This is a genomic window from Marinobacter sp. CP1, from assembly GCF_001266795.1.
Taxonomy (GTDB): Bacteria; Pseudomonadota; Gammaproteobacteria; order Pseudomonadales; family Oleiphilaceae; genus Marinobacter; species Marinobacter flavimaris.
Map to the genome: position 1 here is coordinate 3,131,504 of NZ_CP011929.1, position 21,835 is coordinate 3,153,338.

Here is a 21,835-nt window from a genome sequence, read left to right on the forward strand (position 1 = left end):
AGGGTGATTATGCAGGCAGAGCAACTGAAAGATCTGGTAATTAATGCGCTTGAAGATGTGAAAGCACAGGACATCAGCGTAATCGATGTCCGTGACCGCACCAGTGTCACCGACTTCATGGTTCTGGCATCCGGAACGTCCAACCGACATGTAAAATCCCTGGCAGACTCCGTCGTGGTCGAAGCGAAGGAGAAGGGCGTGCGCGCGAGCAATGTTGAAGGTGCCGGCGTCAGCGACTGGATTCTCGTGGATCTGGGCGATGTGGTTGTTCACGTCATGATGCCTGCCACACGAGAATTTTACGATCTGGAGCGCTTCTGGCGTGATGCTCCGGATCTTGGTGTTGCGGGCAGCGAATAATCATGCGGTTACGCCTGATCTGTGTGGGGCAGAAAATGCCCGACTGGGTCAGTACCGGATTCGGAGATTACGCCCGCCGCATGCCGCCGGAGCTACCCGTGGAACTGGTTGAAATCCCCGTCGCCCATCGGGGCAAGAATCCCGATATCCCCAGGCTGATGCAGCGAGAAAGTGACGCCATTCTGGCGGCCACCGGGGCGAAAGACCGGGTCATCGCGCTGGAGGTTGGTGGGCGGCCGTGGTCGACCGAAAAGCTTGCGGCGCAGCTGGAGAACTGGCAACAGGATGGCCGGGACGTCAGCTTTCTGGTGGGCGGCCCGGATGGCCTCGCCGACGATTGCCGCAAACGGGCCGACCAGCAATGGTCGCTGTCGCCCCTGACCCTGCCTCATCCCCTGGTCCGTATTGTTCTGGCAGAGCAGCTCTACCGGGCCTGGTCGATCACCCGCAATCACCCGTATCACCGGGCCTAGGGGGACGTTATGCCATGGGGTGAGTTCAAGGATACGGCAGCGGAACGCCGGCTGTTCCAGCGGCGGAGCCTGGTCATGCTGGTGCTTGTCATGCTCGCTATCGGTGGCCTGATTGCCCGGATGTACCAGCTTCAGGTCGTGGAACATGAGATATACACCACGCTCTCAGACAAGAATCGCGTCCAGGTCCAGTCCGTGCCTCCTCCCCGGGGGCTGGTATACGACCGCAATAACACCCTGCTGGCGGAGAACCGCCCCGTTTTCAGTGTGACGCTTGTGCCCGAGCGGGTACAGGGCATGGACGATACCCTGGCGCAGCTTGACGCGATCCTGGAGATCTCTGAGGAAGACCGCGAACGGTTTCAGCGTCGGCTTCAGGAGCCCCGCCGACCCTTCCAGGAAATCCCCCTTCGCTATGACCTGAATGAGCAGGAGATGGCACGCCTCGCCGTGCATCGCCACGAGCTACCGGGCGTCGAGGTCAAGGCTGAGCTGGTACGGTATTACCCCAACAGTGAGCTGACGGCCCATGCCCTGGGATTTGTCGGGCGTATCAATCGGGATGAGTTGCAGAGGATCGATCCGGTCAACTACGCAGGCACCAACTACATCGGCAAGTCGGGCATTGAGCGGTTCTACGAGGAAATCCTCCACGGCCAGGTCGGCTACCAGCATGTAGAAACCAATGCCCGTGGCCGGACTCTCAGGGTTCTGGAACGTGAGAACCCGGTTCCCGGGGAGGATCTGCAGCTGCATCTGGATCTCAGGCTGCAACAGCGTGCCCACGAGCTTCTTGATGGTCGTCGGGGCGCCATCATTGCCATAGAACCGGATACCGGCGGCATTCTCGCGCTGGCCAGCGTGCCGGGGTTTGATGCCAACAAATTCGTCACCGGTATCAGCGTCAACGATTATCGGGAATTGAGCGACAGCAAAGACAAGCCCCTGTTTAATCGTGCCTTGCGCGGTCAGTACCCGCCAGGCTCAACCCTCAAGCCCATGCTTGCGGTCGCCGCCCTCGACAGTGGCGCGACCACCCGGGATTACACCATCTGGGATCCGGGGCATTTCCGACTGAATCAGGGTGGCCGGGTCTGGCGCGACTGGAAGCGGACGGGGCACGGCTGGGTTGATCTCAAGGACGCTGTGGCCGAATCCTGTGACGTCTACTTCTACGAGGCGGCGGTCGAAATGGGCGTGGATACCATGCACAGCTACCTGTCTCATTTTGGCTTCGGGGAAGACGCGACGCTTGATGTCTCCGGGGCCCTGAGCGGCTTGCTTCCTTCCAGAGACTGGAAAAGGGCAGTGCGCAATGAACCCTGGTATCCGGGAGATTCCGTGAACCTGGGTATCGGCCAGGGCTTCATGTTGGCAACACCGTTGCAACTGGCGACAGCGACCGCCCTAATCGCCAATCGAGGCGAGTGGGTCGAGCCGAGGTTACTGAAAGATATCAAGGGGGATCGCCCGGTCGAGGAGTTCCTACCCGCCGAAACCCACGAGCCGCTCAAGTTGAAGAACCCGGACGACTGGGAGTATGTGGTGGAAACCATGGTTGAAGTCATGCACGGAGCGAAGGGCACTGCCCGGGGTGCTGGCCGTGGTGCCCCCTACAAGATGGCAGGCAAGACAGGAACTGCCCAGGTCTTCAGTCTGGCCGAGGATGAAGAATACGATGAGGAAGAAATCCGCGAGCGGCTTCGGGATCATGCGCTTTTCGTGGGTTTTGCGCCGGTAGATAACCCGAAAATTGCCGTCGCCGTTATTGTCGAGAACGGCGGCAGCGGCAGTGGCACCGCGGCACCGGTCGCGCGGGCGCTGTTTGACTCCTGGTTGCTGGATTATGGCCAGGGGGATAGCGCATTGGTCAGTGGTGTCGGCGAGGTGGCTGACTGATGGCGTTCAAGGCGTTACTGGATTCAACCGCAAGCAACCCTCTTGGCCGGCACCGGAGCATCTGGACAGCGCTGCATCTGGATCCAATCCTGTTGCTGCTGTTACTCCTGCTGGTTTCCGGCGGGCTGTTCGTACTCTACAGCGGTGCCGATCGGAACCTTGAGGTCGTCAAGGCCCAGGGCATCCGGCTGGGCGTGGCGTTTGTCGTGATGCTGGTATTTGCCCAGCTGGATCCCTCGGTGTTTCGCCGTTGGGCGCCGTGGCTCTACGGCGCCGGTATTGTGGCCCTGATTGCGGTTCTGCTGGTGGGCGTTGGTGCCAAGGGTGCGCAACGATGGCTGGCTATTCCGGGACTTCCGCGTTTCCAGCCATCGGAATTGATGAAGCTGGTGGTTCCCATGATGGCGGCCTGGTATCTGTCCAGGCATTTCCTGCCGCCCAGATTCCGGCATGTGACCGTCGGGCTGGCGATCGTTCTGGTGCCCATGGTCATGATCATGCAGCAGCCGGACCTGGGGACCTCGCTGCTGGTCGGCATGGCCGGTATCTTCGTGGTGTTTTTTGCGGGCATCAGCTGGAAACTGATCACGGCGTTCGTGGCCATGGTGTCCGTTTCGGCCCCGCTGATGTGGTTCTTCGTCATGAGGGAATACCAGAAACAGCGTGTATTGACGCTTCTGGACCCTCAGAGTGACCCCCTTGGCGCCGGCTGGAACATCATCCAGTCCAAGACCGCCATCGGTTCCGGTGGCGTGGATGGCAAGGGCTGGCTTCAGGGAACCCAGTCGCACCTGGAGTTTCTGCCAGAGAGCCATACCGACTTCATCGTCGCAGTGCTGGCTGAAGAGTTCGGGTTCGTGGGCATGCTGATCCTGATGACGGTGTATTTCCTGATCATATTGCGGTGTCTGTATATTGCCGCGACGGCCCAGGATTCATTCAGCCGCCTTCTCGCGGGTGCGCTCACCATGACGTTCTTCATCTACATCTTCGTAAATGTCGGGATGGTAAGTGGACTTTTGCCAATCGTTGGTGTGCCATTGCCCCTGATCAGCTACGGTGGGACATCGGGGGTCACCCTGATGGCAGCCTTTGGTGTTTTGATGTCGATTCATACCCATCGGCGAATGATTGGCGCCTGATTCGGTCAATCAAACCATGGCCACAGGGTAATGGTGATTCCGTCGGAGAACCCGTTACAATGGAGGCTGGACCACCGGGAACCTGATATCGGTGGCCAGTGTAGTCAAGAGGAATTCCGGACAGTGAACTGCAAGCCCTCATTCTCCCTCCTGCTGTCGGTGGTTGTGTCGCTGATACTCAGCGGCTGCGCGTCGGCCCCGGAAACGGACCATTCGTCCCGCTATACCCTGGCAACTGACAGGGCCCCTTCGGGTAACTTCGATGTGTCCGGTCTTGACGATGCGGTTCCGGTTTACGAGGCCCCCAGGAGGGCGGGCAACAAATCGCCCTACCAGGTCTGGGGCAAGCAATACCACGTGCTCGACAGCAACGACGGTTATGTCGCACGGGGTACGGCGAGCTGGTACGGCGAGAAATTTCATGGCCACAAGACCTCCAACGGCGAAACCTTTAACATGTACACCATGTCCGCCGCGCACAAATCCCTGCGAATCCCCGGCTATGCACGTGTAACGAACCTTGATAACGGTCGCTCGGTGATTGTCCGTGTCAACGACCGCGGTCCCTTTCACAGCGACAGGATCATCGACCTGTCATACGCCGCTGCCAAGAAGCTGGGGTACCAGGCCAGGGGCACGGCCCGTGTAGAGGTGGCTGCCATCACCGTCAGGCCGGATGGCGCCATGTTCATTGCCGGCGAGCCTTATTCCCCGGGAGATCCGGCCGGATACGCTGAAAGCCGGGTGGAGGCAAGCGGCGACATGGCCATGACCAACCGGTCATTGTTTGTGCAGCTGGGGTCCTTCAGCAGCCGGGATCCGGCTGAAAAACTGCTCAGCCAGGTGAGGGCGGTGCTGGAGAATCCGATGCGCGTTCGGGCAGTGGATACCTCCGCGGGGCGCTTCCATCGGGTCCAGGTGGGCCCCTTCAATGACGAAGACAGCGCCAGGCGTACCCAAAGCCTGCTGGAAGCCCGTGGTTTCGATCAGTCCATCCTGCTGACCGATACGCACTGAATAAGCCGAACACGACATATTTAAAAAAATACACTTAACGACGAATGAATGGACCCATGGCCTTAAACTCTGCTTTTCGAACTCTCTCCGTTGTCCTTGTGCTGATGCTTGCCCTGACAGGCAAGGCAATGTCCCAGTCGGTGCTGATTCCGTCGCCGCCGCAGATTGCCGGCAGCTCCTACGTGTTGATGGATCCCAAGAGCGGACGGATCATCATGGAGGAGAATAGCCACGAGCGTTTGCCTCCGGCCAGTCTGACCAAAATGATGACGGCCTATATTGTCGAGCGTGAGCTTGATGAGGGCCGCATTGCCATGTCCGACATGGTTCCCATCAGCGTCAATGCCTGGAAGACCGAAGGTTCGCGCACCTTCGTTCGGGAAGGCACCCAGGTTTCGGTCGAAGATCTGCTCAGGGGGGTCATCATTCAGTCGGGCAACGACGCGTCTGTTGCCCTGGCGGAATTCGTTGCAGGCAGTGAAGGAGCCTTCGTTGACATCATGAACCAGCAGGCCCAACTGCTGGGAATGAAAGACACCAATTTCGTGAACGCGACCGGCCTGCCCTCGCCGGAGCATTTCTCAACAGCCTATGACCTGGCGATGCTGGCCCGCGCGATCATCAACGATTACCCGGAGAACTATCCGCTCTACGCTGAAAAACATTTCACCTACAACAACATTCGCCAGCCGAACCGGAACAGTCTGCTCTGGCGCGATGATAGCGTCGACGGCCTGAAAACAGGCCATACCGAGGAGGCGGGTTATTGCCTTGTTGCCTCTGCCAAACGCAACGACACCCGTTTTATTGCCGTGGTTATGGGCACCAACAGTTCAGAAGCACGGGCCCAGGAAATCCAGAAAATGCTGAACTACGGCTTCCGCTACTATGAGAGCGAACGCCTGTTCCGGTCAGGCCAGGAGCTCATCGAAGCCCGTGTCTGGGGCGGTCAGGCTGATCAGCTCTCCGTTGGCATGACTGAGGATGTCTACGTGACCATTCCACGGGGTTCACGAAACGATCTGGAATCGACGGTCGACCTTGATTCTGTGATTAAGGCACCCATTAAAGTTGGGGACGAGCTGGGACGGGTGAAGGTCTCCTATAACGGCGAGGTACTGGTTGATCAGCCGGTGTTGGCCCTGACCGAGGTTCCCGAAGGTGGCTTTTTCAAACGCATCTGGGACGCCATCAAGCTCTTTTTCATTCAGTTATTTCAGTAAGGTGATGTTGATCCCGGGGAGTAAAACGGCATGAGTGAGCCGAAAGCACCAAAAATTGAGTTTCCTTGCGACTATGTGATCAAGGTGATTGGCAATGCGGCCCCGGATTTCACCGAGTTCGTGGTCGAGGTTGTGGAGCAGCATGCCCCCGGAATCAGCGAGACCGACATCACCGTTAACGACAGCAGCAAAGGCCGTTTTTCCTCGGTTCAACTGAAGATTGTGGCCACGGGTGAGGCGCAGCTGAAGGCCCTGTTCGAGGATCTCAAGGCCAGTGGCCGCGTACACATGGTGCTCTGAGCCCGATGCCTGACCTGATTGTCCGATCCCTGGGTGCGCAGCCCTATCTGGAAACCTGGGAGGCCATGAAGGCCTTCACCGCCGACCGCGATGACAGTGTGGCGGATGAACTCTGGTGTTTGCAGCATCCGCGGGTTTATACCCAGGGCCAGGCGGGGAAGGCCGAACATATTCTTGCCCCGGGCGACATCCCGGTGATCCCGGTGGATCGGGGCGGGCAGGTGACCTACCACGGTCCCGGCCAGCTCGTGATTTACCTGATGATCAATCTGACTCGCAAAAAACTTGGTGTACGTTCTCTGGTGGACGAGATCGAACAGGCCATCGTCCGCACGCTTGCAGAATTGGGCGTTGAGGCCGCTCCGAGACCGGACGCCCCGGGCGTTTACGTGGGCGACGCCAAGATTGCCTCGCTCGGACTGAGGGTTCGCCGGGGTTGTTCCTTTCATGGCCTGGCGCTGAATGTGGATATGGACATGGAGCCTTTTCAGCGCATAAACCCCTGCGGCTATGCCGGAATGGCCATGTGTCAGGTTCGCGACTTTGTTCCCGGTGTGACACTGGCTGACGTGCAGCAGCGGTTGTCGCAGCAGCTGGTCAGTGGCCTGGCCCACCACGATGTCGATTTCCGCGAGGGCTGGTAGCTCAGGCCGCGGCTTCATTCTCGTAACCGCATGCGCGGTTACGTCCCTCGGATTTCGCCCGATACAGGGCTTCGTCTGACCGCTGCAGCAGGCGATCGATGGATTCCGAGCCACGGATCGACGCCACCCCCACACTGATGGTTGCCTGAATCGGGCCCTTCTCCGTGCTTACGGATCTGGCGGCAAAAGCTTCACGGATCCGGTTTGCGGATGCCAGCGCCTCCCCGGTATTGGTTTCGGGCAGCAGAACCAGGTACTCCTCACCGCCCCATCGGGCCAGCGTATCAACTTTGCGGCATTGTTCCCGAAGGGTCCTGGCCACCAGAATGATCAATTCGTCACCCACATGGTGCCCATAGTTGTCGTTAACGCTCTTGAACAGGTCAATGTCCATCAGCAGCACCGAAAAGGGCCGGGCATTGCGAAGATAGCGCTGATACTCGATGTCCAGTTGCTCAAGCGCTTCGCGGCGATTGGCCAGGCCGGTCAGGGCATCGTGCTTGGCGGCATACTCGAATTCCGCGGCCAGCTTCAGCAACCCCAGCTTGCTGCGTCGACGGCTCTGGTCAAGGATGTAACAGGTGACCATTTCAAAACCCAGCACCGCTATCATGGTGATTCTGAAACTGGTGCTGTGCGGCGGATCGAACAGGAAATCCCCCAGTGGGCTGAACAGGAAGATGACGGCGGCGAACCCGCCACAGCAGGCGAGCACCCCAACCCGGGATTCGCTGATGTAGAAAATGATGGGCGGGTAGGCAAACAACCAGATAATGGCGGAACCGTCCTCTACCGCGTTGATAGCCAGGTAGGTGAACAGCACCGTAATCAGGGTTATGAAGCCGCGACGCTGCAGGGTCTTGTTACCGAAGAGCAGGTAGCTCACAGAGTTGACGGCAAGAAGAACGGCGAAGCCAACCAGTAGTGGCGGCGTGATCGGGTCGTTCTGCAGGCTGGAGCGCCAGGCAAAGAAACAGAGCAGGGGTACGGCAACAGCAGTCAGCCAGTTGATCAGGATCGGGACAGGAATCTCGCCCTTGACCCGGAACTGCGACAGCTCCGTATCCGGCGTTTTTCTTGCTGTTTGCGGCATTTTCAGATCTTGTTGTTGTGATAGTCGTTGTTGGACCTTACGTATCTAGAAATACTAGACCGGTTTCCCGGCGGAAACTGTGTCGAAACGTAAACGATCCGGTTGTGCAGGTGTAAACCGGCAACGGGGCTGGCGCATTGGCCCCGTGGCCGCGGCAGGCCGGTCGACTCGGTTAGGTCAGCTCCCCTGACTATCCGTATAATGGTGTAAGCCGCCAAACGTGGTGAAATTCTCTGATCCGAACAGGTCACTATGTCTTCCAGACGTTCAGGAAATTCGGTTTCCCGCATCAAGACAGGCAGTTTCGAGCGCAGGCTGAGTCTGACCCGTGCCGGGTTGTTTGCCGGTACCCGTATGGCTTCACACATGGCAACCAACTGGTTCAGCACTCGGGAAAACCGGGAAAAACGTCACCGCGCCATGCTTTCGAGCCAGGCCCGGTTCCTGGTGGATGAACTGGGCAAGTTAAAGGGCAGCGTGGTCAAGATTGGCCAGGTTATGGCTCTGTACGGCGAGCATTTTTTGCCCGAGGAAGTCACCGAAGCGCTCCACACCCTGGAAGATCAGACCACTTCTCTGGAATGGCCGGCTATCGAGCGTGTGCTGAAAGACGAGCTGGGCGCGGAGCGTCTGGCGCAACTGGATGTAGAGCCCGAGCCTATTGGCGCTGCGTCGCTGGGGCAGGTCCACCGGGCCTGGCGCCGCAGTGACGGCCTGGAGCTGGTGCTGAAGGTGCAATACCCGGGCGTTGCCGACGCGGTAGACAGCGACCTGAATGCTGTCGCCCAGTTGCTGCGAGTGGCCAGGCTGGTCAGTTTTGGCCCCGAGTTCAATGACTGGCTGGAGGAAGTCCGGCAGATGATGCATCGGGAGGTGGACTATCGCCTTGAGGCGAAGACCACCGAGAAATTCCGCAACATGCTGGCATCGGATCCGAGGTTCATTGTGCCCAGGGTCCTGCCGGAGTTTTCAACCGAGCACGTTATTTGTTCAACCTACGAACACGGGCATTCGGTCAGTTCCCAGTCGGTGAGGGACCTCCCGCTGGAACGTCGCAGTGCCCTTGGCAAGGCCGCCCTGGAGCTGTTTTTCCGGGAGTTGTTCATCTGGGGCGAAATACAGACCGATCCTAACTTCGGCAACTACCGCATCCGGATTGCCGGGGAGAAAGGGGATGACCCGGGGTACGACCGTATCGTCCTCCTCGATTTCGGCGCCGTGCAGTCCTACTCGGACGAGTTTCTCAAACCGGTCATCCAGATGATCAGGGCATCCTACGAGAACGATCTCGATGCGGTAATCGATGGTGGCGTGAAGCTGCGTTTCATGAGCACCGAATGGCCGGAGGAGGTACTGGAGAAGTTTGGCCAGGTCTGTATGTCGGTGCTTGAACCGCTTTCCAGCGACAAGGATTCCTGGCCGGACTATGCAGTGAACAGCCACGGCCAGTATCGTTGGAAACAGAGTGAACTGCCGTCCCGGGTGGCGCGTCAGGCGGCCCGGTCGGCGATCAGTCGCTATTTCCGGGTGCCCCCGAAGGAGTTCGTGTTCCTTAACCGTAAACTGATCGGGGTCTACACCTTCGTTGCGGTTCTGAATTCCGAATTTAACGGCGAGCCGCTGCTTCGAAAATACCTCTACGGTGAAGGTGACGATGCACCGGACGCCTCCGCGACGAGCCAGAGCACAAAGGCGTAGCGGGCACCCTTGCCAATTCCTACCAGTATCACAAAATTGAGCCACGGCACGCGCATGATCCCGCCAACCAGGGTCAGCGCGTCGCCGCCCAGAGGCAGCCAGCCCATCAGCAGAGACCATTGGCCATATCGGTTAAAGCGGTTCCTCGCCTTGTGCAATTGCATCTCGCTGATCGGAAACCAGCGTTTATGTTTAAAGCGATCTACCTGCCGGCCGATAACTCCATTAACGACCGAGCCCAGCGTGTTACCCAGTGTGGCCCAGAACCACAGCCACCACCAGGAGTAACCCTGTGTTATCAGCGTGCCCAGCAGAACTTCCGAGTAAGCGGGCAGCAGCGTGGCAGCGGCGAACGCGGTCAGAAATAGCGTCAGGTAGGCCACCGGCCCCTCCGTGCTCTAAAATAGATTGAACCTCCAACTCCCCGCAGGTCCGCCTTCACCATGAAACAGTTATCGCTCCGCTTCAAGCTCTACGCCCTCGTTGTGTCCCTGCTTCTGATAATGGGCATCAGTATCGTGGTGACTGCCCAGCTGTCTCTCGGAGCCATGGAGAAGAGGTTGAGTGTCGAGACCCGGGATACGGTGCAGGGCATTGTAATGGATCAGCTCAGCGCAACCGCTGGCAAGTTCGGCGAGCTAGTCAGTGGTCAGTTTGCAACTGCCTTTCGGACCCCGGAAGTCGTCCGCAATGTCATTACCCGCAATATTCAGTCCGACAGTTCCGGTCGAATCAGCAGGACGGCCCTGCAGGAGACTGTTGGCGCCGTGCTTGAGGAGCAGAAAAGTCTGAGTTCAATATACGCCCAGTTCGAGCCGGATGGCTATGACGGGCAGGATCGCTATTTCACCGGTGGTGTTGAGGAGCACAGCAGTGACGAGGGTACCCTGGAAATCTATTACTACCGGGATCCGGAGGGCAAGGTTCACTTTAGCCGCACCGAGGACCCGGCTACGAAGTATCTGGATAGCCTGAACGAATTCGGGATTCGGGAAGCCGAGTGGTATCTGTGCTCGCGGGACACCAGGGCACCCTGCATCATGGAGCCCTATGATTACGAAATCAGTGAGGGCTATTCCGAGCTGATGACCAGCCTGGTGGTGCCGATTCTGGACGACGGAGCATTCGCCGGCGTGGTGGGCGTCGATATCAATCTCTCGACACTGCAAAGAACCATTTCCGGTGTCAGCAAGGAACTGTTTGACGGCAAGTCCCGGGTCACGCTGATCAGCGAGCAGGGTCTTATCGCGGCATCCAGTCATTATGAGGCTCATCTTGGTCGGCCCCTCCCGGAAGCTTTGCCGGAGCATGGCGATACCTTCTCAGGACTGCATCAGGGTGAGGGGACCTTCGATGACGGCCAGACCCTGGCCGTGGCCTATCCCGTCGAAATCAGCCTGCCCGATGCCGAGTGGTCGTTGTTGATTGAACTGCCAAGAGATGCCGCGCTTGCCAGCGTTTCCGAAATCACGGGCCTGCTGTCAGACGAAGTGGCCACGACCGCGACCCGCCAGACCCTGGTAGGCATCGGTGTCGTGGTTCTCGCTGTTGTTGCCCTTGTTCTCCTGGTCCGCTCGGTGACCCGCCCGCTGGATGAGATCCGGGATCGCATGAAGAACCTGGCCAGTGCCGAGGGGGACCTCACCCGTGAGCTGGAAATCGACACCCACGCCGAGCTGATCGAGCTGGCTGGCGGATTCAATGCCTTCCTGGCGAGGCTGAGAGAGATGATCAACGACCTGAAGGATGTAAACGCCAAGGTCCGCGAACAGGCCAGGGATGTCGGAAGTATTGCGGTTGAGACTGATGAGCAGACCGGCAGGCAACATCAGGACATCGACAGCGTGGTGACCGCCATGAACGAAATGTCTGTCGCTGCCGGTGAGGTCGCGGGATTTGCCGGCGAGGCGGCGGACAACGCCCGGATGGCCCAGGACGGCATCCGCTTTACCCAGGACACCTTGTCGTCCGCAGTCAACGGCGTGAGCGCGGTGGCCAATGATATGGGCGAGGCCAGCACTGCGATCGGCCAGGTGGCCAATCGCAGTGAGGACATCAACCGGATCCTGGATGTCATCCGTGGCGTCGCAGAACAGACCAACCTGCTGGCGCTTAACGCCGCCATCGAGGCGGCAAGGGCCGGTGAGCAGGGGCGCGGCTTTGCCGTTGTCGCCGATGAGGTCCGAACCCTTGCCTCCCGGACGCGGGAATCCACCGATGAAATCAGCACCATGATCGACGGTCTCAAGCAGGATGTGAACGGGGCGGTTTCGGTGATCCAGAGCGGTGTTGATCGCGCCACCTCGGCGGTGGATGGCACCCAGGAGGCGGCCCATTCCCTGGCCACGGTTGTCGAGCGGATCGGAACCATTGTCGAACACGTGACCCAGGTGGCGACCGCAGCGGAAGAGCAAAGCTCGGTGAGCGAGGAAATCAATCGCAACCTCACTCATATCGGTGACGCCGCCAACGATCTCCGGGAACTTGCTGGTCGCGTCAAAGGCAGTGGTCAGGCCCTGGACAATGAAGTGCAGGTTCTGGAGCGGGAGCTCGGTCGCCTGAGGACATGATGGGCGGCTACTATGGTGGCGATTCAAAGCATCAATTTTAAATTAGCGTGCGCCGTGCCATCATTCAGCCATAGGATTTCAGTCCCGAAACATACAGCCAGAGACTTTAGGGAGGTGTTTATGGAGCAGGTCACGATTTATGGCCGCTCGAGTTGTGGTTTCTGCGTTCAGGCAAAGCGCCTGTGTGAGGCCAGGAACATTCCCTACGTCTGGGTCGATATGATCGAGAAGGGCATGAGCAAGCAGGATATCGCGGACAAGATTGGCCGGCCGGTTTATACCGTGCCGCAGATCCTGGTGGGCAACCAATACGTGGGTGGGTTTGATCAGTTCTACGCCTACATGCGCGACCAGCAATCGGAGCTGGCCCGCTAACCATCTGCGTTTAGTGTCTGAACAATGAAAAAGCCTGACAGAGCTACTCTGTCAGGCTTTTTTTGCTTTCCGGTACGCTGTTCGTTCGGTTACAGCTGGAACTCGGTCTTCAGTTTCTTCTCGGTCAGCGTGTTCTGGAGTTTGGCAACACGCGGCAGGCCGTTATCGAATGGCGGGAAACTCTCACCGGCAATCAGAGGTTCCAGGTAGTCCCGGCAGTCCTGGGTGATACCAAAGCCATCGTCGGTGATGAAGTGGATCGGCATCTTTTTCTCCTGGTTTGCCACTTCGCTCAGCGGGGCCTCACCGATCTTCCAGACGTAAGGTTTGCCCTGTTCGCGGACGATCGTGGGCATCAGAGCCTGCTTTCCCTCAAGTGCCATTTCCACGGCGGCCTTGCCAACCGCATAGGCCTGCTCCACGTCGGTGGCGGAGGCAATGTGGCGGGCACTGCGCTGGAGGTAGTCGGCAACGGCCCAGTGGTATTTGTGGCCCAGGGCCTGCTTGACCATATTGGCCAGGGCCGGAGCAACACCGCCCAGCTGGGTGTGGCCAAACGCGTCCTTGGCTCCGGCGTCCGCCAGGAAGCGACCATCTTCGTACTGGGCACCTTCGGAGGCCACGACTACACAGTAGCCATACTCTTTCACGCAATGATCCACGCGCTCAAGGAACGCGTCGCGATTAAAAGGGATTTCCGGGAACAGGATGACGTGGGGCGGTTCGCCCTCGCCCTGTCCTGCCAGGCCGCCGGATGCGGCAATCCAGCCGGCGTGGCGACCCATTACTTCCAGGATGAACACCTTGGTGGACGTTTCGCACATGGACTTGATGTCCAGGCTGGCTTCCAGGGTGGACGTGGCAATGTATTTGGCAACCGACCCGAAGCCCGGGCAGCAGTCGGTGAACGGCAGATCGTTGTCCACGGTCTTGGGCACGCCGATGCAGGTAATTGGGTAGCCCATCTTGTCGGCGATCTGGGAAACCTTGTAGGCGGTGTCCTGTGAATCCCCACCGCCGTTGTAGAAGAAGTAGCCAATGTCGTGGGCCCGGAACACCTCGATAAGGCGTTCGTACTCGCGCCGGTTCTCGGAAATGTTCTTGAGCTTGTGACGGCAGGAGCCGAAGGCGCCGCCCGGGGTATGAATCAGCGCCTGGATGGCATCGTCGCTCTCGAGGCTGGTATCAATCAGTTCTTCCTTCAGCGCCCCGATAATGCCGTTGCGTCCGGCAAACACCTTGCCGATTTTGTCCGGATGCTTGCGGGCGGTCTGGATGACGCCACAGGCACTGGCATTGATGACGGCGGTGACACCGCCGGACTGAGCGTAGAATGCATTCTTGATGGCCATCTCGGGCTGGAGCCTCCTGCTGGTTCGACAATGGCGCAGATGATACGCCAATCGACGGCAATTTTCATGGGCAGGATTGCGGATAGCGTGGCTCTTGACGGGGTGGGGCGGATACGGGAGGCTTGTCGGGTTTCAACTCAGAGGGCAGTTGCCGAATGCACATTCATATCCTCGGAATCTGTGGCACTTTCATGGGCAGCCTGGCCGTTCTGGCCCGGGAGCTCGGCCATACGGTGACAGGCTCCGATCAGGGTGTTTATCCACCCATGAGCACCCAGCTGGAGGCTCAGGGTATCAGTCTGATGGAAGGGTATAGCCCGGATCACCTGGAGCCGAAACCGGACCTGGTGCTCATCGGTAACGCCATGTCCCGCGGCAATCCGGAAGTCGAAGCGGTGCTCAACCGCAATATCGACTACATGTCCGGGCCCGAGTGGCTGAGCCGCGAGGTGCTCAGGCACCGTTGGGTCATGGCGGTAGCCGGTACCCACGGCAAGACCACAACCACGTCCATGCTGCTCTGGATCCTGGATCAGGCCGGGTTTGAACCGGGATACCTGGTTGGCGGTGTTCCCCGGGACTTTCCCGTGTCGGCGCGTCTGGGCAACAGCGACTTTTTTGTAATCGAAGCAGACGAGTACGACAGCGCCTTTTTCGACAAGCGCTCCAAGTTCGTCCATTACCGCCCCCATACCCTGATCCTGAATAATCTGGAATTTGATCACGCCGATATCTTTGAAAACGTCGAGGCCATCGAGCGGCAGTTTCATCATTTGATCCGGACCGTCCCTTCCCAGGGCCTGATTATCCGTCCCGCGGTGGATGGCCACCTGGACAATGCCCTGGCACTGGGCTGTTGGAGCCCGGTCCAGGACACCGCCATTGGCAGCGAGACCCCGCGCATGTCGGACTGGCGGGCCGAGCTGCTATCGGAGGATGGCAGCCGGTTTCTTGTGATTCACCACGAACAGCCGGTGGCAACGCTGAAGTGGGATCAGACCGGTCTTCATAACGTCCGCAATGCTCTTGCTGCCATTGCTGCCGCCCGCCACGTGGGCGTCACCCCAGACCATGCGGTGGCCGCCCTGTGCCGGTTCTCCGGCGTCAAACGGCGGATGGAGTTGCTGGCGGACATAGACGGGGTGCGCGTATACGACGACTTTGCCCACCACCCCACGGCCATTGCCACCACACTTGAGGGCTTGCGCAACCAGGTGGGTGATGAGCCTATCCTGGCATTGATTGAGCCGCGCTCGAACACCATGAAGCAGGGCGTCCACCAGCAGACACTGCTGCCCAGCGCGGAAATCGCGGACCGGGTTCTGTGGGCGAACCTGAATGACATGGAGTGGCTGCCCGAACTGATTGCCGGTTGGCAGGCGCTGAATGCCGGTTCCGATCGACACCGGGTGGAGGCTACAGTGGAAGATTTGCTGGCGCGCACCCTGGAAGATCTTCCCAGCCCCTGCCACATTGTGATCATGAGCAACGGCGGCTTTGGTGGTATTCACGGTAAACTTATTGCCGAGCTTGAGCGTATCCGTGGCTGATCCGGCGCAACCGGCGACTCCCCCTGACTGACAAGTGGCGATATTCATGACCAACGACCATAACCGGCCAACGACCGTTAACCTGGCCTTCACTGGCGCGTCCGGTGCCCAGTATGGCCTGCGCCTGTTGCAGTGCCTGGTCTCAGCAGGCTGCCGGGTGAATGTGATGGTCAGCCGGGCTGCGCAGGTGGTGATCGCCACGGAAACCGATCTGAAACTGCCGGGAACGCCGCCGGCGATGCAGGAAACATTGTCTGCCTACTCGGGCGCTGAACCGGGGCAGGTTCTGGTGTTTGGTCGGGAAGACTGGTTTGCACCGCCGGCTTCCGGCTCCGGGGAGAAAGCGCCACTGGTGGTCTGCCCCTGTAGTACCGGAACGCTCTCGGCCCTGGCTACCGGTGCCAGTAACAACCTGATTGAGCGGGCCGGAGATGTTGCGCTGAAAGAGCGTCGCACGCTCATTCTGGTTCCCAGGGAGGCACCTTTCTCCGAGGTGCATCTGGAGAATATGCTGAAACTGACCCGCATGGGTGCCGTCATCATGCCGGCGAGCCCCGGCTTCTATCACAAGCCCCAGTCGCTCGAGGATCTGGTGGATTTTATTGTTGCCCGAATCCTTGATCATCTGAACCTGCCCCAGGACCTGATGCCCCGATGGGGCGAAGCCCGGGCCGAGGACAAGCGCAAGGGCTGAGGCTGCTCTAAGCGATGGTTTTGGCCAGCCCGATTGATGCTTTTCATCATTGAGCAAACCGGGCTCCGGGCAGAGACTTGGTGAACGACAATCACAACACAGGTTATTCACCGAGGTTCACCATGATTCCACGCACTCTCTTCGACGCCGACCTTGAAGGCTTTCGCGATTCTGTCCGCAAGTTCCTGGAGCAGGAGGCAACGCCTTACCATGATCAGTGGGAGAAAGACGGCCAGGTTAGCCGCGAGCTCTGGCAGAAAGCTGGTGAGCTGGGCTTCCTTTGCCCATGCCTGCCGGAAGAGTTTGGCGGTGTTGGCGCGGATTTCCGGTATAGCGCGGTGTTGATCGAAGAGGTAGCCAGGGCCGGCTTGACGGGCATAGGCTGGGGCCTGCACTCTGACATTGTTGCACCTTACGTGCTCAACTACGGCTCCGACGAGCTGAAAAATCATTATCTGCCCAAACTGGCCAGCGGCGAAATGATTGGCGCCATTGCCATGACGGAGCCGGGTGCCGGCTCGGACCTGCAGGGCGTGAAAACGACGGCGGTGAAAAACGGCGATCATTACGTGCTGAACGGTTCCAAGACCTTCATCACTAACGGCCAGCTTGCTGACGTGGTTATTGTTGTTGCCAAGACCGATCCTAAGGAAGGCGCCAAAGGCATCAGCCTGTTCATGGTGGAAACCGCGTGGGAAGGTTTCGAGAAAGGCCAGAACCTGAACAAGGTGGGCATGAAGGCCCAGGACACCTCAGAGCTGTTCTTCCAGGATGTGAAAGTACCTGAGAAGAATCTGATCGGCCCGGGCGAAGGCCAGGGCTTTTTCCAGCTGATGCAGGAGCTGGCAGCCGAGCGCCTTCAGGTGGCCCTGGGTGCTGTTGCCGCAGCCGAAGCCGCCTGGCAGTGGACCCTGGATTACGTCAAGGAGCGCAACGCCTTCGGAAAGCCGGTGATTGCGTTTCAGAATACCCGCTTCAAGATGGCGGAAATGAAGGCGGAAATTACCGCTGCCCGGGTGTTCACCGATCGGTGCCTGGAGCTGCATCTGGACAAGAAGCTCGACATCCCCACCGCGGCGATGCTGAAGCAGCTCACCACAGACCTGCAGTGCAAAGTGATGGATGAGTGTGTTCAACTTCACGGCGGCTACGGCTACATGTGGGAATACCCGATCGCACGGGCCTGGGCGGACTCAAGGGTGCAGCGGATCTACGCCGGCACCAATGAAATCATGAAGGAAATCGTTGCCCGTTCATTCTGAACCCTCGCCACGGGGGCTGGTCATAAGGGCAAGTGAGGGCAGTGCTGGCACTGCCCGTTTCCTTTGATCAGGAGAGGCACAGATGAAACAGCCGTTGTCGCGAGAAACCGTTTTCGAGGTGACCAACCTCGAAGAACTTGCACCGATGGCCGATTATTCGCTGATGGATCATCTTACCCCTGATCCTGACGCCACGTCTGATGGTGTTGACCATCGGCCAAGGCAGGTCTTTTCGGGGCATTATGTGCCGGTCAGGCCCACGGCCATCGAAACCCCTGAATACGTTGCCCACAGTGAGGATTTGTTCCGCGAACTGGGCTTTGCCGACAGCCTGGCCCAGTCCGACGACTTTATCCGGATGTTCTCCGGCGACCTCTCGCTTGTACCGGAGCCGATGCGAAAACTGGGCTGGGCCTCTGGCTACGCGCTTTCCATCTACGGCAACGAATACACCCAACAGTGCCCGTTTCAGACCGGCAACGGCTACGGAGACGGTCGTGCCATTTCGGTACTCGAAGCCGTTTTCAACGGTCGGCGCTGGGAAATGCAGCTCAAGGGTGGCGGGCAGACCCCGTATTGTCGCGGTGGCGATGGCCGCGCCGTTCTGCGTTCCAGCGTTCGTGAATTCCTGGCGCAAGAGCACATGTACGCCCTGGGTGTGCCAACCTCGCGATCACTGAGCCTCTATGTCTCGAAAACGGAGCGGGTGCGACGTCCCTGGTACTCCGAGGGCTCACATTCCCGGGATCCCGACCAGCTCGTTTCGGAGCCGGTTGCCATTTCCACCCGCGTTGCGCCTTCCTTCATCCGGGTTGGCCAGCTTGAACTCTTTGGTCGCAGGGCCAGAAAACAGGAGCACCCTCGAGCGATCGAAGAGCTCGAACAGCTGGTGCTGCACCTGATTGATCGGGAGTACAGCGGGGTCATTGACCAGACGGTCGCAACTCCCACGAAAGTTGTCATGCTTGCACAGGCGTTCCGCGGCCGCCTTGCCTCGCTGGTCGCAAACTGGATCCGAGTCGGCTATTGCCAGGGCAATTTCAACAGCGACAACTGCGCCGCTGGCGGCTTCACACTGGACTACGGGCCTTTCGGCTTCTGCGAAGTGTTTGAGCCGTTTTATCAACCGTGGACCGGTGGCGGACAACACTTTGCCTTCCTGAATCAACCGGCGGCCGCCGAGCAGAACTTCAAGAGTTTTTGCTCGGCCCTCCGTCCACTGCTCAATGGACATGAAGACGAACTGGCTCAGCTCGACGAGATTCAGAAGGGTTTTCCGGAGGTGATGCAGGCGGAAATGGAACGGATGTGGTCAGCGAAACTGGGGCTGAAAGGTTTTGACGCCGAACTTTTCCGGGAGCTGATGATGCTGATGACCCGTACCCCGGTGGATTACACCATTTTCTTTCGTGAGCTGTCCTCGGTACCCGACGATATTGAGCCACTAAAGCAGAGCTTTTACAGGTCACTGGATGAAGCAGGTGGAACTGATTCGGAAGGGCTTCTCAAGCGGTGGTCCGAATGGCTTGCCAAGTGGAAATGCCAGATTGGAATCGACGGAGCGGGCAACGGTTCCCGGCTCCGCGAGGAGCTCTCCCGGGACATGAAACTCGTGAACCCGAAATACACCATGCGCGAGTGGTTCGTGGTTCCGGCCTATCAGCAAGCTGCTGACGGTGATTATCTGCCACTGAGGGAGCTGCAAAAAGTATTGAATCAACCCTATGACGAGCAATCGGATGGGGTTGAGCATCGCTACAACCGTCTGAAGCCTTTCGAGCTGTTCGATCTCGGCGGGTTTTCCCATTACAGCTGTTCGTCGTGAAGAGTTTCCCGTCTGGTTACCAAACTTTACAAATTGCCAAACCTATCAAGGTCTCCGATCACCACATCCCCTAAAGTAGCGGCACAACCTCTAACAAGGATAAACGGTTGCCGCGATGAAACGCCTGATAGGTTTCTCTGTGTCTGTTCTCTACCTCGCTCTGGCCGGTTGCGGCGAGGAATCCGATGAACTGCCCGTGGACGGGCGGGATTTTGATGGTGTGGAGTACAGTGAGCCGGCGCCCTATACCGGCAAGGTTATCGACGGATACCTGAACAACGCCCGGGTCTGGCTGGATATGGATGGCGACAGCCAGTTTACGCCGGGGCCCCTGGTCATCGAACTGGATAACGGGGCAGAAGTCACCCTTGCCTCGGGTGAGCCCACGGCAATGAGCGGTACCGGTGGCCGTTTCACAATCGACATCTCGGAGTTGGTTCTACCCCCTTCCGTGGGCCCGGACCTGGATCCCAGGGACTATCCATTACATGCAGTCGCCCTGCCGGGTAAAACCCTTGAGGAAACACACAACGGCGAGGTGCCGGTGGCCAACGCCTATCTGATGTCGGCGCCTCCCGGTGTCCGCAATATCACGCCAATGACAACACTGGCCCGTTATCGGGGTGTTGTCGGGCTGGGTTCGTTCCTGGAAACGCCATCTGGCGTTGCTGCCAGCCTGGCGGACCTGAATCTGGTGCGGGATTACATTCTCGCCCAGGACGACCGCTCACACGCCTACGCCAGGGCATTGGCAAGATTCATGGCCAGTCAGATCCCCGAGGCCTACAACGACCTGCTGGCAGCAGAGAACAGTGACGGCACGGAGCGATTCCTGAGCAGGGAAGCGGCGTTTCTGCTGGGCGTCTCTCTGATTCAGAATGCCGCGGACGTTATTGCGGTGGTCGATACTGCTGCTCAGGGTGACTTTGCCAATGTCGATGCCGACGCCCTGGCCCTGCCCGAAGTGGATGTGGAATTGAGCGATCCCGTGCTGCTCACCGGCCAGAAGGTATACGCCGAGCCTTCCAACCAGGACACCCTGCCTGCCAATCGTTCGGGCCTGCAGATCTCCGCCGAGCTGGCCTTCGATTACAGTGAGAGCGGGCGTCTGCTATCCGTCTCGGCGAATGGCTGTCTGTCACCGTCCATGCCGGAGTTGGCGCGCCTGATTGGTGTAAATGGTTATATGGCGAACCTGCACACCCAGTGGCTACCCTCTGCCGCACTGTCGGAGCAGAGCCGCTTGAATTTCGATGAAGACGGAACGGATGAGCGTCTGATTTTCGACTGGGACAACCGCCGTGCCTATTTCGAAACCAGTACCACCTGCCATCAGTATCGCGGGATTTCAGCAGGCTCGACTGAACTCGGCGGTAACCCCGAGGTAACATACAGCTGGACAAAGGACAGTGGTGAGCTGGCCGAGCTGGTTGCAGAGTATGGCGCCGGCAAGACCCGCACGCTGGTTCCGGACATGGCGAATTCGTCTTCTGTATTTCCGGGTTATCGGCTTTCAGAGCAGGGCAGTGAGGTGGAGGCCGTGACGTTTGCGGTCGGCATCAGTAACTGTACCCCGCAAGAGGATGCCGTGGGCGCGAATCAGGTTGTCACTGGCGTTCAGTCTTACCAGTTTTCGGGCTACGACCCTCAGCCCGAGGGTTTTACCGATACCGTCCTGGAATTCGACCGCAGGGAGTTTTCCGGCCCGGAGCAACCGGATCTTCGACTGCTGCGATACGGATTCCTTGATCCCGATCGTCTTGGGCTAGACAGGGTAACCGGGGATGGCAGTTTCGAGTGGGTGATGAATTACCCGACAGCAGGCGGGCCGGGCTTCGTTGCTGAACAACCGAATCTTATTCGTGATGCCTACCTGACACGATACAGTGCGGGCGGTGACTGTGGCCGCGAGTTCGAGGGCATTCCCAGCTCCGCGTATGCGCGGGTGGAGTATAGCTACCAGCGTTTGTCTGGGTATCTGGTTGAACTGCTGGAATAGGTACTATTGAGCCGGATTCTTTTCTGGCTGCAGGGAGCGCGTGCAAGGGATTACAGGAGTTGGCTGTGCTTCAAAGGAAGTCAACATGTGGCCGGTTGGCCAATTAACCACTTCCTGAGGGAGGAAATGGTGCCGAGGAGAGGACTTGAACCTCCACGGGGTTGCCCCCACTAGCACCTGAAGCTAGCGTGTCTACCAATTTCACCACCTCGGCAGGTGATTTGCAGAACCTTAGCTTGTTGAAAACTAAACGTTTCTGCCAACGTTGAGGTGTGTGCCTCAACCGATGGCGCGTACTTTAATAATTCCGGCCTGGGCTGTCAAACATTTTTTCGCAAAAAGAATGGCAGGTATTTATG

General features: G+C 58.7%; 19 protein-coding genes and 1 tRNA gene. 16 read left to right on the top strand and 4 right to left on the bottom strand.

The genetic code is table 11. From position 1 onward, the window contains the following. Positions 1–9 precede the first annotated feature (9 nt). The 8 genes from rsfS (at position 10) to lipB (ending at position 7,058) form a co-directional block, all read left to right on the top strand. Positions 10–360: a ribosome silencing factor gene (gene rsfS, locus ACP86_RS14430; RefSeq protein WP_008176434.1), complete on the top strand. Its 351-nt coding sequence runs from the start codon at positions 10–12 to the stop codon at positions 358–360. A 2-nt stretch (positions 361–362) separates the two neighbouring features. Next, positions 363–833 carry a 23S rRNA (pseudouridine(1915)-N(3))-methyltransferase RlmH gene (gene rlmH / locus ACP86_RS14435; RefSeq protein WP_008176432.1) on the top strand — a complete coding sequence of 157 codons (471 nt, stop codon included), beginning with the start codon at positions 363–365 and terminating at the stop codon, positions 831–833. A gap of 9 nt (positions 834–842) precedes the next feature. Further along, positions 843–2,732 carry a penicillin-binding protein 2 gene (gene mrdA / locus ACP86_RS14440; protein WP_053114579.1) on the top strand — a complete coding sequence of 630 codons (1,890 nt, stop codon included), beginning with the start codon at positions 843–845 and terminating at the stop codon, positions 2,730–2,732. Continuing rightward, the gene (gene rodA / locus ACP86_RS14445; RefSeq protein WP_008176427.1) at positions 2,732–3,874 is read left to right on the top strand and encodes a rod shape-determining protein RodA; all 1,143 of its coding nucleotides are present in this window, start codon (positions 2,732–2,734) and stop codon (positions 3,872–3,874) included. Before mrdA ends, rodA begins: the two co-directional genes overlap by 1 nt. Before the next feature lie 123 nt (positions 3,875–3,997). Then, a complete protein-coding gene (locus tag ACP86_RS23500) occupies positions 3,998–4,891 on the top strand; it encodes a septal ring lytic transglycosylase RlpA family protein (protein WP_053114580.1) in 894 nt (297 codons plus the stop codon). A 56-nt stretch (positions 4,892–4,947) separates the two neighbouring features. Further along, positions 4,948–6,114: a D-alanyl-D-alanine carboxypeptidase family protein gene (locus ACP86_RS14455; RefSeq protein ID WP_053114581.1), complete on the top strand. Its 1,167-nt coding sequence runs from the start codon at positions 4,948–4,950 to the stop codon at positions 6,112–6,114. Between the two features lie 30 nt (positions 6,115–6,144). Next, positions 6,145–6,414, top strand: a complete 270-nt coding sequence (locus ACP86_RS14460) for a YbeD family protein (protein WP_008176421.1) — start codon at positions 6,145–6,147, stop codon at positions 6,412–6,414. 5 nt (positions 6,415–6,419) lie between these two features. Further along, complete coding sequence (gene lipB, locus ACP86_RS14465; RefSeq protein ID WP_053114582.1) at positions 6,420–7,058, top strand: lipoyl(octanoyl) transferase LipB; 639 nt, start codon at positions 6,420–6,422, stop codon at positions 7,056–7,058. Between the two features lies 1 nt (position 7,059). On the opposite strand, the gene ACP86_RS14470 is transcribed toward lipB, so the two are convergent. Further along, positions 7,060–8,151 carry a GGDEF domain-containing protein gene (locus ACP86_RS14470; protein WP_053114583.1) on the bottom strand — a complete coding sequence of 364 codons (1,092 nt, stop codon included), beginning with the start codon at positions 8,149–8,151 and terminating at the stop codon, positions 7,060–7,062. 252 nt (positions 8,152–8,403) lie between these two features. Here ACP86_RS14470 and ACP86_RS14475 point away from each other — a divergent pair, with 252 nt between their 5' ends. Then, the gene (locus ACP86_RS14475) at positions 8,404–9,849 is read left to right on the top strand and encodes an ABC1 kinase family protein (RefSeq protein WP_053114584.1); all 1,446 of its coding nucleotides are present in this window, start codon (positions 8,404–8,406) and stop codon (positions 9,847–9,849) included. Here the strand turns inward: ACP86_RS14475 and ACP86_RS14480 are convergent. Then, a complete protein-coding gene (locus ACP86_RS14480) occupies positions 9,789–10,232 on the bottom strand; it encodes a YqaA family protein (RefSeq protein ID WP_041644973.1) in 444 nt (147 codons plus the stop codon). The two genes, ACP86_RS14475 and ACP86_RS14480, sit on opposite strands and share 61 nt — an antisense overlap. A 60-nt stretch (positions 10,233–10,292) precedes the next feature. Here ACP86_RS14480 and ACP86_RS14485 point away from each other — a divergent pair, with 60 nt between their 5' ends. Continuing rightward, positions 10,293–12,419: a methyl-accepting chemotaxis protein gene (locus ACP86_RS14485; protein WP_053114585.1), complete on the top strand. Its 2,127-nt coding sequence runs from the start codon at positions 10,293–10,295 to the stop codon at positions 12,417–12,419. A gap of 120 nt (positions 12,420–12,539) precedes the next feature. Continuing rightward, a complete protein-coding gene (locus tag ACP86_RS14490) occupies positions 12,540–12,794 on the top strand; it encodes a GrxA family glutaredoxin (protein WP_008176407.1) in 255 nt (84 codons plus the stop codon). Positions 12,795–12,883: 89 nt separating this feature from the next. On the opposite strand, the gene ACP86_RS14495 is transcribed toward ACP86_RS14490, so the two are convergent. After that, positions 12,884–14,146, bottom strand: coding sequence for a 6-phosphofructokinase (locus ACP86_RS14495; RefSeq protein WP_053114586.1), 1,263 nt, complete (start codon positions 14,144–14,146; stop codon positions 12,884–12,886). Positions 14,147–14,301: 155 nt separating this feature from the next. Here ACP86_RS14495 and mpl point away from each other — a divergent pair, with 155 nt between their 5' ends. The 5 genes from mpl to ACP86_RS14520 all read left to right on the top strand — a co-directional run bounded on the left by mpl (position 14,302) and on the right by ACP86_RS14520 (position 21,476). Then, a complete protein-coding gene (gene mpl / locus ACP86_RS14500; RefSeq protein ID WP_053114587.1) occupies positions 14,302–15,696 on the top strand; it encodes a UDP-N-acetylmuramate:L-alanyl-gamma-D-glutamyl-meso-diaminopimelate ligase in 1,395 nt (464 codons plus the stop codon). Between the two features lie 46 nt (positions 15,697–15,742). Then, positions 15,743–16,390, top strand: coding sequence for a flavin prenyltransferase UbiX (locus tag ACP86_RS14505; RefSeq protein ID WP_014576138.1), 648 nt, complete (start codon positions 15,743–15,745; stop codon positions 16,388–16,390). 122 nt (positions 16,391–16,512) lie between these two features. Continuing rightward, complete coding sequence (locus ACP86_RS14510) at positions 16,513–17,652, top strand: acyl-CoA dehydrogenase family protein (RefSeq protein ID WP_008176400.1); 1,140 nt, start codon at positions 16,513–16,515, stop codon at positions 17,650–17,652. An 82-nt stretch (positions 17,653–17,734) separates the two neighbouring features. Next, a complete protein-coding gene (locus tag ACP86_RS14515) occupies positions 17,735–19,477 on the top strand; it encodes a protein adenylyltransferase SelO (RefSeq protein WP_053114588.1) in 1,743 nt (580 codons plus the stop codon). Between the two features lie 115 nt (positions 19,478–19,592). Continuing rightward, a complete protein-coding gene (locus tag ACP86_RS14520) occupies positions 19,593–21,476 on the top strand; it encodes a hypothetical protein (RefSeq protein ID WP_053114589.1) in 1,884 nt (627 codons plus the stop codon). A 127-nt stretch (positions 21,477–21,603) separates the two neighbouring features. On the opposite strand, the gene ACP86_RS14525 is transcribed toward ACP86_RS14520, so the two are convergent. Further along, a tRNA-Leu gene (locus ACP86_RS14525) sits at positions 21,604–21,690 on the bottom strand. Positions 21,691–21,835: the final 145 nt, after the last annotated feature.

Excerpts from the sequence above, each read along its gene's own strand:
- rlmH (WP_008176432.1), top strand. The coding sequence starts at position 363 with ATGCGGTTACGCCTGATCTGTGTGGGGCAGAAAATGCCCGACTGGGTC.
- rodA (WP_008176427.1), top strand. The coding sequence starts at position 2,732 with ATGGCGTTCAAGGCGTTACTGGATTCAACCGCAAGCAACCCTCTTGGC.
- ACP86_RS14505 (WP_014576138.1), top strand. The coding sequence starts at position 15,743 with ATGACCAACGACCATAACCGGCCAACGACCGTTAACCTGGCCTTCACT.
- ACP86_RS14470 (WP_053114583.1), bottom strand. The coding sequence starts at position 8,151 with ATGCCGCAAACAGCAAGAAAAACGCCGGATACGGAGCTGTCGCAGTTC.
- ACP86_RS14475 (WP_053114584.1), top strand. The coding sequence starts at position 8,404 with ATGTCTTCCAGACGTTCAGGAAATTCGGTTTCCCGCATCAAGACAGGC.
- mpl (WP_053114587.1), top strand. The coding sequence starts at position 14,302 with ATGCACATTCATATCCTCGGAATCTGTGGCACTTTCATGGGCAGCCTG.
- ACP86_RS14485 (WP_053114585.1), top strand. The coding sequence starts at position 10,293 with ATGAAACAGTTATCGCTCCGCTTCAAGCTCTACGCCCTCGTTGTGTCC.
- lipB (WP_053114582.1), top strand. The coding sequence starts at position 6,420 with ATGCCTGACCTGATTGTCCGATCCCTGGGTGCGCAGCCCTATCTGGAA.
- ACP86_RS14490 (WP_008176407.1), top strand. The coding sequence starts at position 12,540 with ATGGAGCAGGTCACGATTTATGGCCGCTCGAGTTGTGGTTTCTGCGTT.
- ACP86_RS14510 (WP_008176400.1), top strand. The coding sequence starts at position 16,513 with ATGATTCCACGCACTCTCTTCGACGCCGACCTTGAAGGCTTTCGCGAT.
- ACP86_RS14495 (WP_053114586.1), bottom strand. The coding sequence starts at position 14,146 with ATGGCCATCAAGAATGCATTCTACGCTCAGTCCGGCGGTGTCACCGCC.
- ACP86_RS14460 (WP_008176421.1), top strand. The coding sequence starts at position 6,145 with ATGAGTGAGCCGAAAGCACCAAAAATTGAGTTTCCTTGCGACTATGTG.
- rsfS (WP_008176434.1), top strand. The coding sequence starts at position 10 with ATGCAGGCAGAGCAACTGAAAGATCTGGTAATTAATGCGCTTGAAGAT.
- ACP86_RS14455 (WP_053114581.1), top strand. The coding sequence starts at position 4,948 with ATGGCCTTAAACTCTGCTTTTCGAACTCTCTCCGTTGTCCTTGTGCTG.
- mrdA (WP_053114579.1), top strand. The coding sequence starts at position 843 with ATGCCATGGGGTGAGTTCAAGGATACGGCAGCGGAACGCCGGCTGTTC.
- ACP86_RS14520 (WP_053114589.1), top strand. The coding sequence starts at position 19,593 with ATGAAACGCCTGATAGGTTTCTCTGTGTCTGTTCTCTACCTCGCTCTG.
- ACP86_RS14515 (WP_053114588.1), top strand. The coding sequence starts at position 17,735 with ATGAAACAGCCGTTGTCGCGAGAAACCGTTTTCGAGGTGACCAACCTC.